Annotated in this window: 19 protein-coding genes and 1 pseudogene; 3 read left to right on the top strand and 17 right to left on the bottom strand. The window is 50.1% G+C overall.

The window, feature by feature from the left end; translation table 11 throughout:
• Position 1 precedes the first annotated feature (1 nt).
• From AC6HVW_RS10705 to AC6HVW_RS10695, 3 genes are all read right to left on the bottom strand, one after another.
• Positions 2-1,294 carry a TRAP transporter large permease gene (locus AC6HVW_RS10705; RefSeq protein ID WP_071680536.1) on the bottom strand — a complete coding sequence of 431 codons (1,293 nt, stop codon included), beginning with the start codon at positions 1,292-1,294 and terminating at the stop codon, positions 2-4.
• 27 nt (positions 1,295-1,321) lie between these two features.
• Complete coding sequence (locus AC6HVW_RS10700; protein ID WP_071680537.1) at positions 1,322-1,834, bottom strand: TRAP transporter small permease; 513 nt, start codon at positions 1,832-1,834, stop codon at positions 1,322-1,324.
• Positions 1,835-1,962: 128 nt separating this feature from the next.
• Positions 1,963-2,940: a TRAP transporter substrate-binding protein gene (locus AC6HVW_RS10695; RefSeq protein WP_071680538.1), complete on the bottom strand. Its 978-nt coding sequence runs from the start codon at positions 2,938-2,940 to the stop codon at positions 1,963-1,965.
• Positions 2,941-3,663: 723 nt separating this feature from the next.
• On the opposite strand from AC6HVW_RS10695, the gene AC6HVW_RS10690 reads away from it, so the two are divergent.
• A complete protein-coding gene (locus AC6HVW_RS10690) occupies positions 3,664-4,116 on the top strand; it encodes a hypothetical protein (RefSeq protein ID WP_071680539.1) in 453 nt (150 codons plus the stop codon).
• Between the two features lie 319 nt (positions 4,117-4,435).
• On the opposite strand, the gene AC6HVW_RS10685 is transcribed toward AC6HVW_RS10690, so the two are convergent.
• Positions 4,436-4,639, bottom strand: a complete 204-nt coding sequence (locus tag AC6HVW_RS10685; protein ID WP_367875396.1) for a PaaI family thioesterase — start codon at positions 4,637-4,639, stop codon at positions 4,436-4,438.
• Between the two features lie 176 nt (positions 4,640-4,815).
• Here AC6HVW_RS10685 and AC6HVW_RS10680 point away from each other — a divergent pair.
• Positions 4,816-5,094, top strand: a pseudogene (locus AC6HVW_RS10680) (site-specific integrase); the annotation flags it as partial.
• A gap of 272 nt (positions 5,095-5,366) precedes the next feature.
• Here AC6HVW_RS10680 and AC6HVW_RS10675 read toward each other — a convergent pair.
• The 9 genes from AC6HVW_RS10675 to AC6HVW_RS10635 all read right to left on the bottom strand — a co-directional run bounded on the left by AC6HVW_RS10675 (position 5,367) and on the right by AC6HVW_RS10635 (position 11,806).
• The gene (locus AC6HVW_RS10675) at positions 5,367-5,627 is read right to left on the bottom strand and encodes a hypothetical protein (protein ID WP_497569423.1); all 261 of its coding nucleotides are present in this window, start codon (positions 5,625-5,627) and stop codon (positions 5,367-5,369) included.
• Positions 5,624-6,016 (bottom strand): hypothetical protein, encoded by a 393-nt coding sequence (locus AC6HVW_RS10670; protein WP_497569422.1) that lies wholly within the window; start codon positions 6,014-6,016, stop codon positions 5,624-5,626. The genes AC6HVW_RS10675 and AC6HVW_RS10670 overlap by 4 nt, the downstream gene beginning before the upstream one ends.
• Positions 6,001-6,513, bottom strand: a complete 513-nt coding sequence (locus AC6HVW_RS10665; protein WP_497569421.1) for a lysozyme — start codon at positions 6,511-6,513, stop codon at positions 6,001-6,003. Before AC6HVW_RS10665 ends, AC6HVW_RS10670 begins: the two co-directional genes overlap by 16 nt.
• On the bottom strand, positions 6,510-6,815 hold the full coding sequence (locus AC6HVW_RS10660; protein WP_497569420.1) for a hypothetical protein: 306 nt from the start codon (positions 6,813-6,815) through the stop codon (positions 6,510-6,512). The genes AC6HVW_RS10665 and AC6HVW_RS10660 overlap by 4 nt, the downstream gene beginning before the upstream one ends.
• A 16-nt stretch (positions 6,816-6,831) precedes the next feature.
• Positions 6,832-7,116, bottom strand: a complete 285-nt coding sequence (locus AC6HVW_RS10655) for a hypothetical protein (protein WP_497569419.1) — start codon at positions 7,114-7,116, stop codon at positions 6,832-6,834.
• A 14-nt stretch (positions 7,117-7,130) separates the two neighbouring features.
• Positions 7,131-9,254 carry a hypothetical protein gene (locus AC6HVW_RS10650; RefSeq protein WP_497569418.1) on the bottom strand — a complete coding sequence of 708 codons (2,124 nt, stop codon included), beginning with the start codon at positions 9,252-9,254 and terminating at the stop codon, positions 7,131-7,133.
• Positions 9,255-9,266: 12 nt separating this feature from the next.
• Positions 9,267-10,877: a phage terminase large subunit gene (gene terL / locus AC6HVW_RS10645; RefSeq protein ID WP_497569417.1), complete on the bottom strand. Its 1,611-nt coding sequence runs from the start codon at positions 10,875-10,877 to the stop codon at positions 9,267-9,269.
• Complete coding sequence (locus AC6HVW_RS10640) at positions 10,874-11,215, bottom strand: hypothetical protein (RefSeq protein ID WP_497569416.1); 342 nt, start codon at positions 11,213-11,215, stop codon at positions 10,874-10,876. Before AC6HVW_RS10640 ends, terL begins: the two co-directional genes overlap by 4 nt.
• Positions 11,216-11,581: 366 nt before the next feature.
• Complete coding sequence (locus AC6HVW_RS10635) at positions 11,582-11,806, bottom strand: hypothetical protein (protein ID WP_497569415.1); 225 nt, start codon at positions 11,804-11,806, stop codon at positions 11,582-11,584.
• A 115-nt stretch (positions 11,807-11,921) separates the two neighbouring features.
• On the opposite strand from AC6HVW_RS10635, the gene AC6HVW_RS10630 reads away from it, so the two are divergent.
• A complete protein-coding gene (locus tag AC6HVW_RS10630) occupies positions 11,922-12,422 on the top strand; it encodes a hypothetical protein (protein WP_497569414.1) in 501 nt (166 codons plus the stop codon).
• An 8-nt stretch (positions 12,423-12,430) separates the two neighbouring features.
• Here the strand turns inward: AC6HVW_RS10630 and AC6HVW_RS10625 are convergent, their stop codons facing one another.
• The 4 genes from AC6HVW_RS10625 to AC6HVW_RS10610 are packed head-to-tail and all read right to left on the bottom strand — an operon-like array spanning position 12,431 to position 19,053.
• Positions 12,431-15,247, bottom strand: a complete 2,817-nt coding sequence (locus AC6HVW_RS10625) for a hypothetical protein (RefSeq protein WP_497569413.1) — start codon at positions 15,245-15,247, stop codon at positions 12,431-12,433.
• Complete coding sequence (locus AC6HVW_RS10620; protein ID WP_497569412.1) at positions 15,247-18,069, bottom strand: hypothetical protein; 2,823 nt, start codon at positions 18,067-18,069, stop codon at positions 15,247-15,249. Before AC6HVW_RS10620 ends, AC6HVW_RS10625 begins: the two co-directional genes overlap by 1 nt.
• Positions 18,069-18,605: a hypothetical protein gene (locus AC6HVW_RS10615; RefSeq protein WP_497569411.1), complete on the bottom strand. Its 537-nt coding sequence runs from the start codon at positions 18,603-18,605 to the stop codon at positions 18,069-18,071. Before AC6HVW_RS10615 ends, AC6HVW_RS10620 begins: the two co-directional genes overlap by 1 nt.
• A gap of 1 nt (position 18,606) precedes the next feature.
• Complete coding sequence (locus AC6HVW_RS10610; protein ID WP_497569410.1) at positions 18,607-19,053, bottom strand: GNAT family N-acetyltransferase; 447 nt, start codon at positions 19,051-19,053, stop codon at positions 18,607-18,609.
• Between the last annotated feature and the right edge of the window lies 1 nt (position 19,054).

Raw genomic sequence — 19,054 nt, 5'->3', positions numbered from 1 at the left:
GTTATCCGGTATGTACCCCAAACAATTTTGGCAGGAACAGGGAGATGGCCGGAATGTAGGTGATCACCATCAGCACCAGGAAGAGCACCGCATAGAATGGCAGCATCGCCTTCACCACCTGCTCGATTTTCTGCTTGCTCACCGCACTGGCCACAAACAGCACGGATCCCACCGGCGGCGTGATCAGGCCAATCCCCAGGTTAACCAACATGATCATGCCAAAGTGTACCGGGTCAATACCCAAGGAATTGGTCACGGGCAACAGTACCGGCGTGAGGATCAGGATTAACGGCGCCATGTCCATCAGAGTGCCAATCAACAGCAGCATGATGTTGATGCACATCAGGATCACATATTTGTTATCTGAAATGGAGGTGAACATCTCGGTAATACGCGCAGGCAGCTGCATGTAGGTCATGATGCCGCCGAACGCCGCCGCAAAACCGATCAGGATCATCACGATGGTGACCGTTTTTACCGTGCGGTACATCAGTTTCGGCAGTTCCGACCATTTGTAGTCACGATAAATAAACATGGTGACGAAGAACGACCACAGGCAGGCGATTGCAGCTGATTCAGTGGCGGTAAAGATGCCTGAGAGGATCCCCCCCATGATAATGACGACGGTCATTAATCCCCACAGCGTATCAACGAAAATTTTCACCGCCTGGCGGAAAGGAATCTTTTCGCCTTTCGGGTAACCCCGTTTATGGGCAAAGCAAACGCACATCACCATCAGGCTAAAGCTGAGTAGCAACCCAGGCAAAATCCCGGCGATGAACAGCGCTGCAATCGAGACCGTTCCCCCTGTCGCCAGTGAATAAATTACCGAGTTGTGGCTCGGTGGGGTCAAAATGGCTTGCACCGAACCACTGGCCGTTACCGCTGCGGCAAAATCGCGTGGATAGCCTTTCTTATCCATTTCCGGGATCATCACTGAACCGATAGAGGCAGTATCCGCAACTGAAGAACCAGAGATCGCCCCAAAGAACGTTGATGCCACAATATTGACCAGGGAAAGGCCACCGCGAATAAACCCGACAAAGATATAGGCAAAGTTAACCAACCGCCGGGCTATTCCCCCTTCGGCCATGATCGCCCCTGCCAGGATAAAGAAAGGGATGGCGAGCAATGAGAACTTGTTTACGCCATTGGTTAACTGGATCATCACCGCTTCAAGCGGGATATCGATCCACAAAGCCCCCACGATAGCACTGATACCTACGGCATAGGCAACGGGCACGCCGATAGCCAACATTACGGCTAACGAAGCAACTAATATGAAAGCATCCATGTAATGGCTCCTGGATAGTCTGCTGTATTAACTCTCTGCTGACCCCAACATCACAACCGGGCGCTGCTGTTGAGAACCAAAAAGTATCCGTTCAACAATAAAGAGTATCGTTACCGCCGATCCGATGGGCAGTGGCAAGTAGGTTTCCCCAGCAGTAAGCAGAGGGAATTCCGCCACGGGTTGTTCCCACAGCTCCCGGCACAATGCATAGCTGTAAACCAGAATAAACACGCTGATCGCCAACATCATCAGGTCAGTCAACAAGGCACTGGCTTTTTGCAAATGAGGTGGGAGCCGGTCTGTTACCATGGTGACCGCAATGTGGGAGCCGGCACGATAACTCACCGCCGCTCCAATAAAGGTAAAGGTCACCATGCACATAATTGCGACCGGTTCAGGCCAGGATAACGCGCTATTTAATATATAACGCGCAAAGATACCCACAGGAATTACCGACACCATGAGTAACAGGGCTATCCCTGAAATCCACATAGAAATGCGATAAATAACATCCATGAGCAACGAATAGTATCGTCCCATAATAATCTTACCTATATGAAGAGGTCGCTTGCCAGAACGCCGTGATACCAAATGCTCTGGGCGAGGAGCGTACGACTCCCCTCGCCCTTTTGCCGAGATTAGCCTTTGGTTAGGTGCTCTAAAGAAAGTTACTGTACGTCAGCGATACGTTTGAGCAGCTCTTCGTGGCCCTTTCCGAATTCATCACGCACCGACTGAGTCGCTTTGTAATAATAGTCGGTATCAATATCATGGAATTGCACCCCACCCGCCTTCATCACTTCCAATGATTTCTGATTGTATTCCTTCCACAGTTCACGCTGCTCAACCTGGGCTTCTTTGGCTAGCTGGATCAGCAATGTCTGATCTTCTTTGCTTAACTTATCCCACTTGGTTTTAGAGAACAGGAACACTTCAGGAATAATCGAGTGGCGGCTGTAGGTATAGTTTTTCGCAACCGGCAAATAGTTATGAGCAACAAAAGTAGGCGGGTTATTCTCAGTGCCGTCAACCACGCCGGTCTGCATACCGCTGAAAACTTCACTAACCCCCATCACGACCGCGTTGGCCCCCATGGCTTTCAGCGTGGCCAAGGCGACCGGGCTTGGCTGAACACGGATCTTCATGCCCTGCAGCTCTTCGGGTTTAGTTACCGGGCTTTTGGTGATGAGGTTACGAGTACCGCTATCCATCCACCCCAGGAAGACCATCCGCGATTTTGGGCTGTTCGACAAACGGTCGCCAATATCTTGGCCAACCGCACCATCGAGGACTTTATGCATATGATCTTCATCACGGAATATGTAGGGCAGTGTGAACATGTTGACATCAGGTAGAATTGCCCCAACCGGTGTCATTGAGACGCGAATAATATCAATGGCCCCGATCTGCGCCTGTTCGATAATCTGCTTTTCATCACCTAACACCCCTCCAGGGAAGGTTTTGATCTCCAGACGACCATTGGTGGCAGCTTTTAATTTTTCCCCCATGTGCTGAATCGCCACGACGTTGGGATATCCTTCCGGGTGCACATCGGCAGCCTTAAACGTTTGGGCCAAAGCAGAATGATGACTCAATAGCGTGGCAGATGTCAGGCAAATGCCGAGCAGAATTTTGGATAATTTCATCGGTATATCTCCTGGGGTAATAGTTCTAATTGATTGTTGTCATGACCAGAGAACGTGACGGTCGACGTTGTTCATCGACTTCCCTGCAGCAAGCGCTTTGAAAAAACCAGCAATGAAACACATCGTTACAATAGAAGCACCGTAACTTATCACACAGGTTTTTAAGTTGAACCCAATCACAAAAATGCAAAAATATGAAATGGCGTTCTTATTTTAAAGAACCATTATTTCACAACAATAAAATCAGAGAATGGTGAGCTTACACGGTGGGTAAATGTGATTTATTTAAAAAATATACAATGCAATTGGTTTGAAATTTCACTTCCATTTTAACCACATAGCATATTGAAAAATAAAACAAAAATATCATTGACTAAAGCTACGAATGAATACGATTTCAAGACTGACAAATTAATCAGACGTCCCCCAACAGCAAGGTTGTCAATCCAATTAAAAATCATAGAGTTATAATTATTCCTCATAAAAAATGGGTTGCGGCAGCAAGTTAGTTTGTGTAAATGAATGTTGCTCATTACTTTTTTTGTTTTGTGATCGAGCAGGAGATGTCATAGAGGTTATTGGCTTTGGTCTTACCAAAATCAGGATAGGAAGAAGGCATTTTTTCGTTTCTTGTCGCATCGCATTAAGGGTAGTTGGATGCTAGATTTAGAAAGTTCCTATCGTTCTCGGCGGCAATAGCTTGGCTCATTTTGGAGGAACTCAATGTCAAAAAATGCAGCTCTTATGGTGATGATCTCTCTACTTGGCCTCACCCCGGTCCACGCCATCAACACCAAATTTGCCCAGCAGTTGGAGCGTTCTGGCTGCACCCAAGTGACCGAGGCCCAAGGCTGTGACATTCACAAAACCAAGGCCGAGAATGCCAAGGCCGGTTTTGGAGTCGCCCCCACTGCTGACGCCAGTACCAGCCCATATACCGGTGAGTGGGTTGCCACCTTTCCAGAGACGGGTGCCACGGTAGCGACAATCAGTATCGATGGTAAGGATCGTGTATTGGTCAACGGCAAGCAGGTCAAAGCAAAAAAATCTGATGGCGCGCTGGTGTTCAGAAATGGTCACGTCACTTATACCATTCAAGGAGATCGTCGCCTCAAGGGGGAAGATGTCTGGGTGGATAATGATGTAGGCAGCAAAGGAGTGATTAATGCCAGATAGAGGATATCAGTTGTGCTATTTTTAGCCAGTGAGTGGATTTCAGGCACAAAAACCCCGGCGACTGAGCAGGAGTTTTTCTATAAGGTTGTGGTGGTTGGTGCTGACCTCCGGCATGTGACAGGATGACAATATTCACATTCTTGCCCCTGCGCATTCACCACATATTCAGTTAACCTATCAGCTTACGGTATGTGTGGGTTGCTGATGGCTTTGCTTGCGCATTACGCAACAGCCTCGCAAAGCTGCTCTGCGATGGTCAATCAAAAACCGCCCTGAGGCGGCCAAAATGAATATAATTAGGTAAATATCCTTATCCATGTCATGACACTTTCTTCCATGTCCAATCCGGAACCTCAAAAGGAAACACCTTGAACGTTGCAGTGGCCGTCGCGATAATATCCCCAGCCTCGTTAAATAATTCACCAGATGTAAATATAATCGAACTCTTTGCATGAGCAATGCGTCCTTTGCCATAAATTTTCCCTGGGTAAGCTGCATTTACAAAGTTAGTCTTGGACTCAATGGTTATAGCAACTTTTTATAAATTCAACCTGGTTGCAAAACGCGGGGCCCTTCAGATTTCGAATAGGCAATCAGCGAAGTCTACTTTCGTGGGGTAATTCTGCACGCCAAATATTCATCGTGCCTATCTGTCCGGCGCAAATTTGTAGTGAGTTTTGAAGCGTCAGTGTGTAGCTAAGCGTGTTCGTTCATCACCAACCGTCATGATCCAGGTACACCCGGGACAGCTTTAACGCACATTGGATGAAGCCTAACAAGGCAGCATCGGAGAAGCACCTAAGCCTGAGTTTCGATTTCACGTTCCACGATTTGAAAGTAAAAGGCATCTCTGCTCTGAGCGGAAGCCTGTACGACCAGCAAGCAGTATCTGGCCACAAGAACGTGAGGCAAACGGCACGGTATGATCGGAAAATTGCGGTTGTGACGGTGTTCGGCGGCCAGAATAGGGTGAAATGATATGGCAAAGGGTGATTTCAGGCACAAAAAAACCGCCTCTCGGCGGTACGACATTACTACATATTGCTTTGATTATTCTTAGTGTATTTTCCTGGTACCCGGGGCGGGACTTGAACCCGCACAGCCATAAGCCGAGGGATTTTAAATTCATGGTTAACATAATTAAAAACAATGAGTTATCGAAAATTTCATAACATGGACTACTAAACGCACACTGATAAATCATCGAGTTACCACGCCGAAATAGCCCATCTTCCGAAACCTACCTTGCATTAATCACATGCATTCTTTGCCGCTAACAGCTCCCGTTCATACCCGATCCGCTGGTGACGTTCCGCACGTAGGGCGCGCATCTGAACATCGATAGAAGCACCAATTTTCAGCCGATCAACGGCGAACGCAGGCACGGCTACATCAGCGGTTTTGCATGGCACCGGCACTGGCACTTTAACTTCAACATACGCAGGCGGTGGTACCGGGGCATTACCACAACCAGCAATGACCAACGCGGTAATCACGATCAATTTTTTCATTTGGCGCGCTCCCTGCGTAACTCATCGTCAAAAGCAGATGAGGCAGCGGCACATACTTCACCGTCGCTGCGCTCTGCGAGCACTTCATTGGCTTTACCGTAATCCTCCTGGGCTGCTCTCTGCGCTTTCTGTTGGGCTTCTGCTGCCGTTGCCTTGCGTAATTCTCCCAGCACCTGCAACGCATTAACCCCGGCGTTCTGGCTAGCGATAGATGCGGCCTGCTGCCGATTGCTGCCCTGGCACTCTGTCAGCGCTCGGTTGAGGTTATCGATTGTGGGCTGATAGTGACGACTGGCCAGCCATACGCCAGCACCAATGATGGACGCCAGCGCCAGCAGGATCACCACACCGGCCGCAATCATTGCTGCAGGCGTCAGTTTGACAGGCATAATGCACGCTCCTTAACTCGCCGATTTTCCAGCCCTCTGGACTTCACTCCATTGACGAACACCCAGCGCGGGAACTGGTTACATGCGTCAGCAATGCGCCCCTCTCGGAAGCGCATAAACATGGTTGATTTCTGCATCGCCCCGCAGCCAGCGTTAAACGTAATGCTCACAGCTGCATCGAACGCGCCGATCGGCAGCTTGTCGCCGTTGGCATAACGGATCACGCACTTCTCTGCGTCAAGAATATTGCGCTCCCAGTCAGCAGCTACCTGATCAACGGTCTTGCGTACTCCTGGATTAACCCCGCGCGTATTGCCGATCCCGTCGGTCCACACATTCGCCGGGCAGAGATACGGCTCAAGGCGGCAAGCTTCCGCATTGCCGATAATCTCCAGTCCCTTATGACTAGTGCGCACATTGCCATTGGCTACAACCAGGCCGATAATGACCATCACGGAGCAGGCCACCCCGGCTAATCCCGTCTTTTTCGAATTCATACCTTGCGTTCCCCTCCTGGTAATGACACATAGATGTCGGCATCGTCCTCAGTAATTGCCGGGCGATCGATACGTCGTTTCAGATATGCTGCGTAAAGTTCTGTGCGGCGCTGCTCGTTAAGTCTCCTTGCGCGTGCATCGATACGGCCAAGCGCAAACGATAGAACGGAGATGATTACGCCTACCGCGCCAAACGCGATGAATATCAGGTCTTGTGTTGTTATTCCGGCAGCGCTGGCAATTGCTGCCAGCCATGCGAAAAGCTGAGTAACAAGATTATTGGGATGTTCATTCATTTTCATACCCCACCCCATTGGGTTAGATTTTTACCGCCCCATCAAACTCGGGAAGTGCAATAACTTGCTCCTCGGCCTGCTCAAAAATAGGTTTATCCAAGGTATAAACAAACGGGTAGCTACTATAAGTAACCATATCAGTGCCGTATGCGGTCTTGGATACATTGGCAGTTCCAAAGCCTTCGGCTAATGATGTAAAGCTTTCCACTTTGTAGATGTGCGTAACATCCCTTGATTCGGTGCTTAGAATCTCCCCGCTTTCACTAACCACATTAACTGGTATATTCTTTTTGATTGAAAAAGACATAAAGCCCCCTTAATTTACTTAAGATAAATGTTAACTTCCCGCTCGATTGAATCTGTCGGGGTTAACACCACATCGAACGTAGACGCATCGCTACTCAAATTAGCAATAGCCACTGTTACAACCGCACCAGATGTTCCATATCTATTGGCTGGAACAGATTTCTCCTCTATTATGTAATGCCTTACACCAAAACTTTCCGTAGCAAATTGAATCGTCATCCAATAGAACTCACTATTTCCTGTGTTAACATCCCTAGAGATTATTTCTATTTCACGCGACATATAACGTGAAGTCTCACCGTACTTAGGCTGTGATAGCGGTAGTGTAACAACCTGCCTAGGCATGGAATGCTGCTTTGTCAGTGCGTCAACAAAATTAAACCCGTTGACTGTTCGATTAGCCCCAACGTTTGAGTAGTCATTAATTCCAACATTACCGGAAATTCTTACAGTATCCGGCCTTACCGCCATGTAAACATGCGTCCCTGTTGAGCCTCCAAAGTTGGACCCGTTAATAATTAACGTCATGTCGGTTGAAGCGCCACTGGTGTAAATGGAGTATTCAGGGGTTGTTGCTCCACCACCTACATCATCTGCACCAATTTTGGTTTCTACGGCTGAAATGATAAGTTTTGCGCCCGGGCCTTCCATACGAAAGTGAGTTGAATTTGATGTTCCCGATGCAAAGCGCCCGTTCCTGCGCATCCGCACCCCAGTTACAAACATTTCGGCGCTAATGACTGCAATACCAGCCTTCCCGGCCCTATCGTTCAATTCACCAATAATTGTATTATTTCGCGAACCACTAGCTACAACGTTATTTCCGCCGTTCCATTCTATGCGGCAGTTAATAAAGGAGTTATCGTTAGCGCCCTTCTGAAGGTTGACACCATCATCATCATTTGCGTTGATAGTTACTGACGTAAACATGGAATCGATAGTGTTATAAACGCCCCTGAAATTGTTAGCTATTTGGCAGTCCGTTATCTGAGCACCAATATATTTACCCGCAGGCCCACCGATAGCATGCTGATGACGGTAAAAGCCACATCGGATCGCCCTGAAATTTCGCGGCATATAAGAATCTGCTGTTTGAACGAATGCGATTGTTTTATCGACACCATCAAACACAATGCCTTCCAGCGTGGTTCTTGACCTAAATTTAAAAATAGATGTTGCTCCACGCATTTTCCGTATTACCGAGCCGCACCCGTAAAAATCACTGTCTTCAACTACTGTATAAGGTTTATATGCACTACCCAGTAACCGCATCCCAAACGGCGCTTCTACATCTCCAACGTTGTAACACGCGGCAACAGGTGGAGCATAAATAAACGCTGACTTAGAAAGTGCCTCAATAAATGCACTTGAGTGATCCATTACAGGGTTTGATGAATTAGCGTCGGCCCACTGCTCCTTTGTCATAAATCTGCGTACGCTGAGGAATCCGTCTAGTACATCACCAACGGTGCTAAGCCCATACCCGATTCTATATGCGCCATAATAACCAGCTAATTTAATCGCCAAATCAGCGGTTTCTGTCATAGCAAAAACGGGGATCGGTTGCCCCTGGTCATTCCAGCCTAGCAAGGAATCAGCGCGCTCGGCGGCTGTCGGTAATTGGCTCATTGATGATTCAGGAACGCGCAACGTACGCTTAAACCAGTTATCTCCGACGCTATCAACATAGTTCTTTGTTGCCGCGTCCTGTGCGTTTACCGGGTTACCCAAATTTTCAATGCGGTACCCGTACGCGTTAAACGGGCCGCCCAGCAGCGGGCGTGTTAGCGCTAGGCCAAGATAGATAAAGGCCTGCTGTATCGCCATCCACAACCGATCGAAATCCTTGTTGACCGTTTCGGCCAGCAGATCACCATTGTCCTGGTATTCGGTAAGACGGTAAGTCGGTACCACTCGCTCGAGCAAAACCACTGAGCCGTTAGCCGGTGGCGTGAGGAATGCCACTTCACCACCAGCAACAGTGCCGATACCTGAAATGGTGAAACCGGAGGTCAGTTCCGCGCCGTTGATCGATACGGTAAGGTCGAACGCATTGAGCAGGTAAAACTCATACGGGAAAACGCTGCTGATGCCGTTCGCTGTGAAAATGTTATATGGGGTCTGGTTCGGGATCGCCATGTCGGGCCTCGGTCAATAATCCACGGTGACCTCGTGATCTCCGTCTGATGGTTGCCAATCTTCCCGCCCCTGCGCGGTCGGTTTCCCGACCAATTTACCTATCCTCACTGGTGTTTGACTGATTGCCCCGGCCCCGGAGTCGATATAGTCGTCGTCCTGGTCGGTCAGTATTGGGTTAAAATCTTGCATCTGATCATAGGCTGGCCCGTCGAGAACCTCCGTGTGCGCCCATAGGAAGCGTGAGGATAGCGGCGCTTCAAAGGCATCAAGAATGCGCTTCTGTTTATTGACGACTGAGAACTCCTCGGTCACGCCGCAGCCGGTACCCTTAAGCGCCTGGCGCAAAAGTTTAGGGGCGAAACCGCCCGGGCCGTTAACCTCTACAATGACGCGCGGGATCTGGAACTTGGTTACCAGCTCTCTGATCTGCACCACCTGGCCGCCGTTAATTCTGTCCCGTTCGTCAAAGTCGGCCAACTCCCCCGTTAACCCCTCGCATTTATGCCAGTACAAATGCCCGCGCGAGTCGGTAAACACTATCGATAATGCGCTGGCATCTGACTTTATCTTGCCCAGTGCAACGTCCCAATAAGCCACGGCACCGACGATCTGGATATTGCCCAGCCACATGGAACAACCGCCGTTGGCGTAACGTATTTCCGGCTGCATGTTGTATTCACGCATCCGTTCAGGATTAAGACGCGACTCACTGACAGGCTTACTGTGAAGCTGGTACTGGCTATCCCATTCGTTAAGGGTGCGCGTTTCCTTGCGGCGCTTGGTCATTTCCTCGGGTGTAAAACGTTCTGGCCATTCACAATCGGCGTAACAATCGACCGTTTCATCCGGAGGGCTGGCAAACTCGATACCATCAGCCGTTAGCCGGTAATCGGTACCCTCCACCAGCAGGCGTGCGCCGATATGGATGCCAACGAAAATGTACTCAGGCACGAACGGCAGCGCGTAATGAGTTTGGGTGGCATCCTTTTCTTCGATGCGGTGTTCTTTGTTGAACAGCTTGATCGTGAGGCAGTCGGCGCCCATAGCTTCCACCTCGTCGTATAGGCTGTCGTGCGTGTGCGGGGTGCCGATATAAAGCTTACGGCCACCAGGTACCAAGATGTGCGTTTGCTCCCCCAGCCGGTACCGGAGTTTTTCGCGGGCCTCAGGGGTTTGGATGTTGCGCGGTACTTCCACATCATCGTTTTGACATTCGTCGGCACGGGCCGAGGTGACGTTCGATAAAATGCCCTTGGCGTACATGCTGCCGTTACGCATATCGAGCGCGCCGTTAACCCACCATTGTTCTACAGTTCCCTGACCATCAGGCAGCATGCCACGCGTTAAGGGGTGATTGCGTAGAACGTTCTGTGTGTCGCGGCTGGTCTTGTACGCGGTACCGTCTGCCTCTGATTGGTGAAGAATGCGGTACTGCCGATCCCGGTAATACCGCCAAGCGTTGTACACGGCCAGAATTGTGGATTTTCCGAAACCACGGAAACACCGAAGCACCGCAAGATCCCCGCGATGCTCCAGCCAGTGACAAGCGCGATAGTGGCAGTCCGGCACATCCCACTTCATCCGCTCGGCCCACATGATGAAGAACGCAACGAACGAGATCATTTCTTCTTATTCTGTAGGCGCTCCAATACAGCCATTGCGGCTTTTTCAGCGCTTGCCACCTGCTGGCCTAGCTTGAACGCTTCATCGTCCGGATCATCACCGTCTTTCGGTACCCCGCCGCGCGTGTGCATGCCAATAAGGGAATGCACCTTCACAAGCAGCGTGAGCGATGCAGCCGCATTCTTCTTACACCAATAGCGATCGCCGCGTTCCTGCTTGGTATGCTTCGTGGGTTCCTTGCCTGCGCCCGGCCAGTTATCCGGATCGGCCTCATCAAGAACGACATCGGTTAGCTTGTCGCTCAGTACGGTAAGGCGTGTTCTGTAATCGTTGTGCATAAAAAAGCCCCATAGTTAACATGAGGCTATGGTGCTGCGGGTGTGTGGTCGGTTTCCTGACTATCTGGTTATCTTGCTCTTATTAAAAATCTCTTCGGCTTCAGATGAGGTTGATATCCATACACGGCCACACTGCTCACATCTGCACTGGTATTTTCCATCACCTTTTTGTTCTAACACTGTGATTTGGCGATAATAGTCTTCACCTATTTTTGCCCTTGCCCTGCTTTGCCCTGAGTTATCTCGACATTCTCTACAATACATCCGCTGCGCAGTAACCATATAACCTCCTGTTAACACATTAAAAATGTGACGCTCGTCCTTTATACGGCAGTGTTATATGAGAGGTAAGCTATGTGTAACACGTCACGATTTGCCATCAGATTGGCTCAAAAGTTCCATCTCTTCTTCTGTTGGTTCAACAAACCTCACCCTTTCTATCGGCACTATTTCGTAAGCGCCGTTGCGATAAATGGTGATCGCCTTAGTCAGCCAGTCTATCCCGTAGACAAAGTGCCGATTGTCAGAGCTGCGCATCATGGCAACCATCTTGGGGAAAGGCGGCATGATGCCGTACTGTTTCTTTGCCATGGTGATCATCTCCTTGTCGTGAGAAGTCCCGTTGTGGGCATAGTTTGGGTTGCTCGTTTTTACGCTTAAGGGTACCTTATTTGCCACTTGTACTTATGAGTCTGGGGTTAGGATAATGAAGATAAACAAAAAAAGCTGTACCATAGCCATAACTTTTTTATGCGTAGGTTTTGCAAGTTACCCATTAATTGGGATTATAAAAGACAAGCTTAATGAAAATGACGCATTAGTACTTTCAGGAGATATGGCTTCTTTTTTTAATGAATACTTGGTGCCTATAGCTCAAAATGCAGGGGGTACAAAATTAGACTATCGTTTATTTTATGGTTACGAGGATAAGAAAAAAATAGAGATAAGTGCAAAAAGCATGAAGCTTTCTTATGATGACTTCTATTCACTTGAAAATATATTAGAAGTCATTGATTTAACAAATGAAAAATTAAATGAAGTATATTGTAAATATAGCGAACTTGAACCAGTATTACCGAACACACCAGATGCAGGTTTTATCATGGCAAGAAGAGAAAATAAGGTGATTGGAATCTCATATTACGATAGAACAGGGCAAACCTTTTTATTTGGAATTGGGGTTAGCCCTTCATCTTGTGATAAGTAGTGTTATATCTACTTCATATGATCCTCAACTTTATTCAGTATTGGAGCAATCCAAAACAGGTTCTGCCCCGGGATAAGCTGTCGCGTTGAGTTTACAGCTTTATCATCAAAGTCACCACTAAGTACCCCGGTGGCTATATCAGACAGTTTTCCCATCGAGTCAAACGACGGGCCGAGGATAGAGCCGATCGCGTTGCGGCTAGCGTAGCGCGACTGTGTGCCGGTGCCTAAGGTTGGACCAAGGCCAAGGGTTCCGGCGCTGACCTTTTCCAAGGTGTTATTAAACTCCATTAGCGGTCCTAGGGCACCAGAGCGATCTATACCCTCAAGCACTAATTTCTCCGGTGCATAATCAACTTCTCGACCTGCTAGTGTGTTCTTGATCGCATAGGTCATGGCTCCCAACATGAGTTGAAGCCCTAGACCATAGTAAAATTGCGCATCCCCTGCCTGGATCCCACCAACAGTGGCACGATTGTATGACCCGAAAATGAAGCTCTTAAATTGAAAAACCAATTTGCCCATTTGAGAACTTGACCACAATGGAGTATCACCAATACCCGGCGTTACAATAGTATTATTCACATCCTTTACCACTGCAGACTCGAAAGCGCTGCGCACTACAGGATCATCCCATGCGCTGCTATTGCCGATTCGCAAGCCGTCCACCGTTTTGCCATGTGTCGTAAATTGCTGTTGGATACGGGCAGCCATGCTGTCATCAATGCCAAGCTTCGCTAGGCGCGGATTGGATTTTGCGGAACCAAGGATAATATCTGCTGTATTCATCCCGTTCAGCGACTTATGGAAGGAGTTCCATTGGTTCATTAGTGTGAGATTGCCAAACTTGCCTGTCGCATAATCAAGCCCAGATTCCAGCATAGTACGTTGCGAAAAACCATCAGCTATATCAGCGATCGCCCGGCTGCGGTCTGACAGAACAATATCTAATGCTGTACCCATCTTTCGCATCTCTTCACGGCTGGCCTTCCATGCTGGGGAACGAGACAACCATTTGCCGTAGGCACTGAAAGTCCGACTGAACCCGTTAACCATCACGGCGCGGGCTAAATCTGGCACCGCTGATACCGTCATGCCGCCAAGCTTCGTGAGATAGTTAACATTTCGGAGTATGTTCCCTGCACGCACAAACGTACCAGACGGATCATCAGGCATTTTGTAAGTACCAAGAAGGCGATCGCGCATCGCTATAATATCCGCTTCGTCACGATTCATTCTCTTATGCAGCTTTGCCTGCTCTGCCGGGTTATTGCGTATCATCTCTGTGTACTCGTCGCGAATATCTTTAAGCACTCGCTCCATGGATGAATCACCAAAGTTACGGGTTAACTCGATGTTAGGCGCGGCATCGCGGATATGGCGTTGCATTACAAAACGCACGTCTGATTCAAGGAATGGTTCAAGCAGATCGTCAGGAACATTTAGAGAGCGTGATTTTGTTGCGCCTGGTAGCTTCACGGAAAAGGCGTTAGCGTAGTCCTGTGGTCGCATTGCCCCGACAATTTTATTGATCACTTCATCAGCCGCTATTTCGAGATCTTCCAACGGAACCTTGTTACCGCTACGAGACCACCACCCAGTGATAATATTTCGGAACTCATCACGCCTTGCCAATATTTCCCCCTGGCGATACATACGCGGGAAATAGCTTTGCGCACCAGTAACCTTTAGGTTATCAGCGAGCATGCCAAGAGACTGCATTTCAGTACGGATGTTATCAAGGATAGGTCGTAGAGCCTTTGCTGTTTCCTGCACAACAGCATTAGGGCTGGTATCATTGCGGCGCATTGCCCGGCCAACTTCCTCTGCAAAATCCAGCTTGCTGCCAGTACCGCCCTGCGTCCTGAATTTAGCAAACCCATCATTAGCCGTTATAGCGGAGGCTGCTTCCTCCCTCGCCCACATACGAACCTGTGTTTCTGCGGCGGATGGAGTTGCGATCCCCTCCAGGTTCTTAGCAGTGGTGAGGTTGTTCTCTGCCAGTTGTTGGACAGTCCGGCGCACGGTTACAGAGGGGGAATCCATTGTGCGGCCAAGCGGCGTCATGTTCATTACCTTGTTGACGAATTTTGGCCCCCGCATGGTTTCCTGGGCAAGCGTTGTGGCCGGAACGTTCATCGCCCCCACACTACCGCCGGTGTTGATGTTCCTGAGCGAATCGGCAATCTCTGTTTGCGCAGCGTTTCGAACCTCAGGGCTGAGCAGGTGAGAACCAGCACCAAGCATGCCGCCCAATACCGCGCCGGCTGCCGTGTGAAACAGGCTTTCCTCCGCTGTTCGGGTGTATTGCTGTTGATGCAGAGCCAGCTCACTTATCGCTGTGCCACCAGCTGCAATGGCAGCATTTGAAGCAACGCGAGCAACAAAGCCACCCTGGGCACCAGGTACGAACAAGCTGGCAATAGTAACCGGATCCACAACTCCAGCGGCAATGCTGGCCAGAACACCGGACGCACCGGACTCCGCAAGGAATTGCCTATCCTGATTTTCATCATCAATTCGTTGCCTTATCGATGCTGTCTGTTGTGGAGAACGAGAATCAGAGAAGGCGGTAGCCCAAGGTTCATACCCGCGGATCTCGTCTGGGTCGGTGAATGGATTATATCCTTCCTGTTCTTCGAAATCCGGCGCCGGGTTAAGCAGTCCTGACATGAGATTGTATTGGCGAAACGCAGCCCCCAATACCGATGGACCTTCTTCAACCGGTGCAGGGTTAACACCAGGTGTTGGTGGTGTATCCCAGCCAGGCGCTTGAGGTGCAGTGAAGTTGTTGGCATAAGAATCAGGCGTTGGATAAACAGGCATTATTCTTTACCCCATCTGAAATAGTTTTTAAGTTGAGTTTTTTGTTTTTCAATGCGCTTCTCATGACCTTTCTGATACTGTTCGTCAAACCCACGGTGCGCGTCATAGAACCCCCTGCGCTCTTGGGCCTTCTGCATAGTTTGTTCAACGTTCGCTTTCTGGTCAGTAAGCAACTCTTGATATGGCTTCCAGCTTTCGAGATCGGGCCTGTATCGCAGTGGTCGCCCATCGGCATCAAAGTAAGGTTGTAGCGTTGGCACGCCATCCTTGTCCTTATCGCTGATCATGATGGCGTAATCGCCATTGCGCGGCGTGCTGACGTCAGGAACAAGAATCACGTCACCCTTGACTTTCCGTTCCTGTGTGGTCGTTGTGGCAATGCCTGGACGCCCGGATGTAACCCCAAGAGCGTTAGTGCTGGTTTCAATTGGATCACTCTTTTCGCCGTACGTGAGGCGCTGTTTTTCTTCTTCCCACTGCTGCGCCTGCCACCCACTAGGCCCACCTTGATAAAGTGCCTCTGGCGCGTACTTCATCAACTGTGCGCTGCCGTTAACCTCACTTATCGACCAGGCGCGAGCGATCTGCTGACTTGTAAGCTTCTTGGCAATGTCAGCATCGCCGCCGGATACACGATAGTTGAGGTCATACAGAGATTCATAGTCTTGGCGGAAACGGGTTGCATCTGTGTTCGTATCTTTTGCTGATGGATCGATTCTGAAAAACTTCGAGCGATCGCTGACAAAATCGCTGGCCGCCTTGAGCCGGTCTTTCTTATAGGATGACGATCCCTGTTCAGATGCCAGTTGTGCTTTGAGCGCGTCGGTTTGGTTGTAGGCCAAGTTGTAAGCCTGTTCCACTGCCTTTTCAGGATTAACACCGGCGTCTTTCAGTCGCTTGGCATTCAGGTAAAACGACTGCTTTTCTTTCGGCATGCTGGATACTGCCGCTGGGTTGGTATCATAAATCCGGCTTACAAGCTCCGCTGCTGGAATAGATACGTCAGCGTCTTTAACCGACGACGCAGCATTAAGCAGTGATGCTAATTTGGTTGGGATGACTCCTGTCTTGGCGACAAAGCTGGCCACCTCATTAACATCATCATTGTTATTGATGTCGAATTTGCTGAGATTACTATCAAAATAACTATCTGCGGCGTCCTTATTGCTCTTGTTGGTTGGATCCAGCGCTACGCCATTATTCAGTGCGTTAGCAACCATGGTGCGGCCCTGGTTCCTTTCCCACTCTTTATCCAGCTCGTTGAATTTGGCCTTCATTTTTGTCCAGCGCTGCTGATTGGCTGCGAAGTTTTCAGCATTCGGATTGTTAGGGCGTAGGCGTTCGAGCAAGTCCTCACGTGCAATTGGTGACATATCTTTAGATGCCGCAATAACACTTCCGTAGACCTGCTGTTCCTGCATATCCTGCCACTGTTGCTGGCCTTTCACTGGTCCATAAGCACGATGGAAATCATCTTGTGACGGTATGGCTTGGGGTTGCAGTCCCTCATCAAGAGCGGCGTAAGCGTCCTTTATCGATGTGCCGAGCTGTTGCGCGTACTGTGTACGTTGCTGGTTTAGCTGCCCCTGTGCCATGCTGCGCAGCCGTGCAAGCTGTACAGGGTCAAGTTGTGTGGCCGCAGTTGTTGCGCCAGCTGCGCGCAGCTTAACGCCATCAGGCTGTGGCAGGCTGGTTAATCCAAGGGCCGCCATAGCGCCGGTAGTGATCTGCTCCTTGGAATACGGATTACCGCCATTCTCATGCTGGGTGATGCTGGCGCAGAGTGCGGTAAGCGTATTGATATCGGTCAAATCAAGGGGCTTGTCTGCCGGTACGCCCAAAGCCTTTGATACAGCGGCGGTATAAGCAGCGGTGTCGTTCTGATTCGGCGGTGCCCAGCGGCCAATAATTTGCCCTACCGTGGTATACCCACGTTTGTTATAGGTCAGCAGGTTTTTACACAAAGCACGCAAGCCATGTTCAGGTGTGGCAAACGATGCAAACCGGCCCTCGCCTTTTACCTCACCATCCCAAGTGTTATCAGTCTTAACCAGGTTCCCCGGATTGTTGTTTCGTAGGCCAACGGGATCGGTAGCACTGCCACCACTAAAACGCACCGCGCCACCGACATCCGAAGGCTCGCCCATTAGGCGGGTTGCAGTGGCGGGGTCTGAAACGACAAGATTCTCCATTGTCTTGTATGCGGTTGTTCTTAAATAGTTATTCTGATTTTCTGTAATCTGCTCCGGCGTCCAGCCGTGGGCCTTGCCATATTCTGCAATCTGCTGTTGTGCGCTACCAACCTCTAACTGATAGCTGACATTATCCCCCCAGTAGCTCTGGGCGCGCGTGGAGCTGTTCGCTATTGTTGATTCAAAATTACCCTGTTCAACCTGGCGGCGCTGGCCTAACTCATGCGTTAAGCCGGTGCGTTCAAGCTGAATGCGTTTTGCAATCGCCTGTTGTTGGAACTGCGTACGCATTTCCTCCGGGAGGTCAGCCGCCAGGTTATTGGCGAAATCCTCATACTGCCTGGTGTAGTTTTTGGTTGCCCCTTCGGCGTTCGTTCCCTGTTGCGCCAGTAACCCATGGTCGGGGTCGTTAACCAAGCCGTTGCTGAAATCATCAAGTTGCAATGTCAGCGCCTGCAGTTGGCTCTGGTTGTCCTGTGCAATCCTGCGCTGTTGGTCTTCTGCAACACCGATCCCCACAGTGGCTAAATGCTGTAATGCGTTACCCACCGCGCCTGTATTGCCGACATCTACGCGTGTCGCTTGCGCTGTCGGCGTGACGTTACCGAAATTGCCCGTTGGTATACGCATCAGCGGATCCCCATATTGCTAAACATGTTATTTGATGATGCGCCGGTGCTGCTCGCTTTACTGGCCGCCGGTGTCGGGTTAGCCTTCTTCCATCCGGTATAGGCAGTACCGCCCGCCTGTAGCAGTGAACCACCCGCATTGATATAGCCAGCTGTCGCGGCGTTCTTACCGCTGATACGGTCGGCTTGGGCCTGCGCGTTATATCGTGCGCCGGTATTCATGCCGTTAATGATCGTGGTGTAGGCGTCCTGCTCTGCATCGCCGGTAATATCGGACGTGATGCGCAGTGCGGTACCCTCCCCAGTTTCCACACCAGAAGCCGCTAGCGCCGCGTTAGCCTGTGATGCCTGTTGCCTACCAGCCTTGCGGATACGATCGGCTTCTACCCTGCCAGCTGCGCGTGCTGCATCTGCATCGGCGTTAGCCTGTGCCGCCTGGTAGTTCGCCATTTTCTGCTGCTGCATACCGCCAAGAAGTGATGCACCACCAGACAGGACAGAGCCACCGATAACCGCCATTTCTATGCCAGTACACATATCAAACCTCTACTGAATACAGGGAACCAACGCGGCTCAGGCCAAGACGCTCATACATTTCGCCGGTACGTGCTTCATGTACGCCGGTGGTAATGCCCATATTGACCAGCACCGCACCGTTATCTTTGGCCCAGGCCAAGAACGCTTTCACCATGCGCGGGCCTGCAGATCCGCCGCGGTGCTCCGGCGCAATGAATAAGCCGTACTCGAAGGCCATCAGGCTGTGGGAAAACCACTGTTCACCAATGCCGCCCCCCAGCCAGCCGATGACCTGGCCGCCCTGTTCTGCAACGAGCACAATCCCCGCGTCAGCATCGATCAGCTGTTTGGCCAACACCGCGCACTTATCGGCGTCGAACGCTCCAGACGCATAGCGGGATTCGAGGTACATGCGGGTACCCAGTTCAATCAGTGCCGGAATGTCACCAGCGGTAGCGTGTCGGATCATG

This window comes from Serratia sp. NCCP-200, from assembly GCF_059697885.1.
This window is presented reverse-complemented; position numbering and strand designations above follow the sequence as displayed.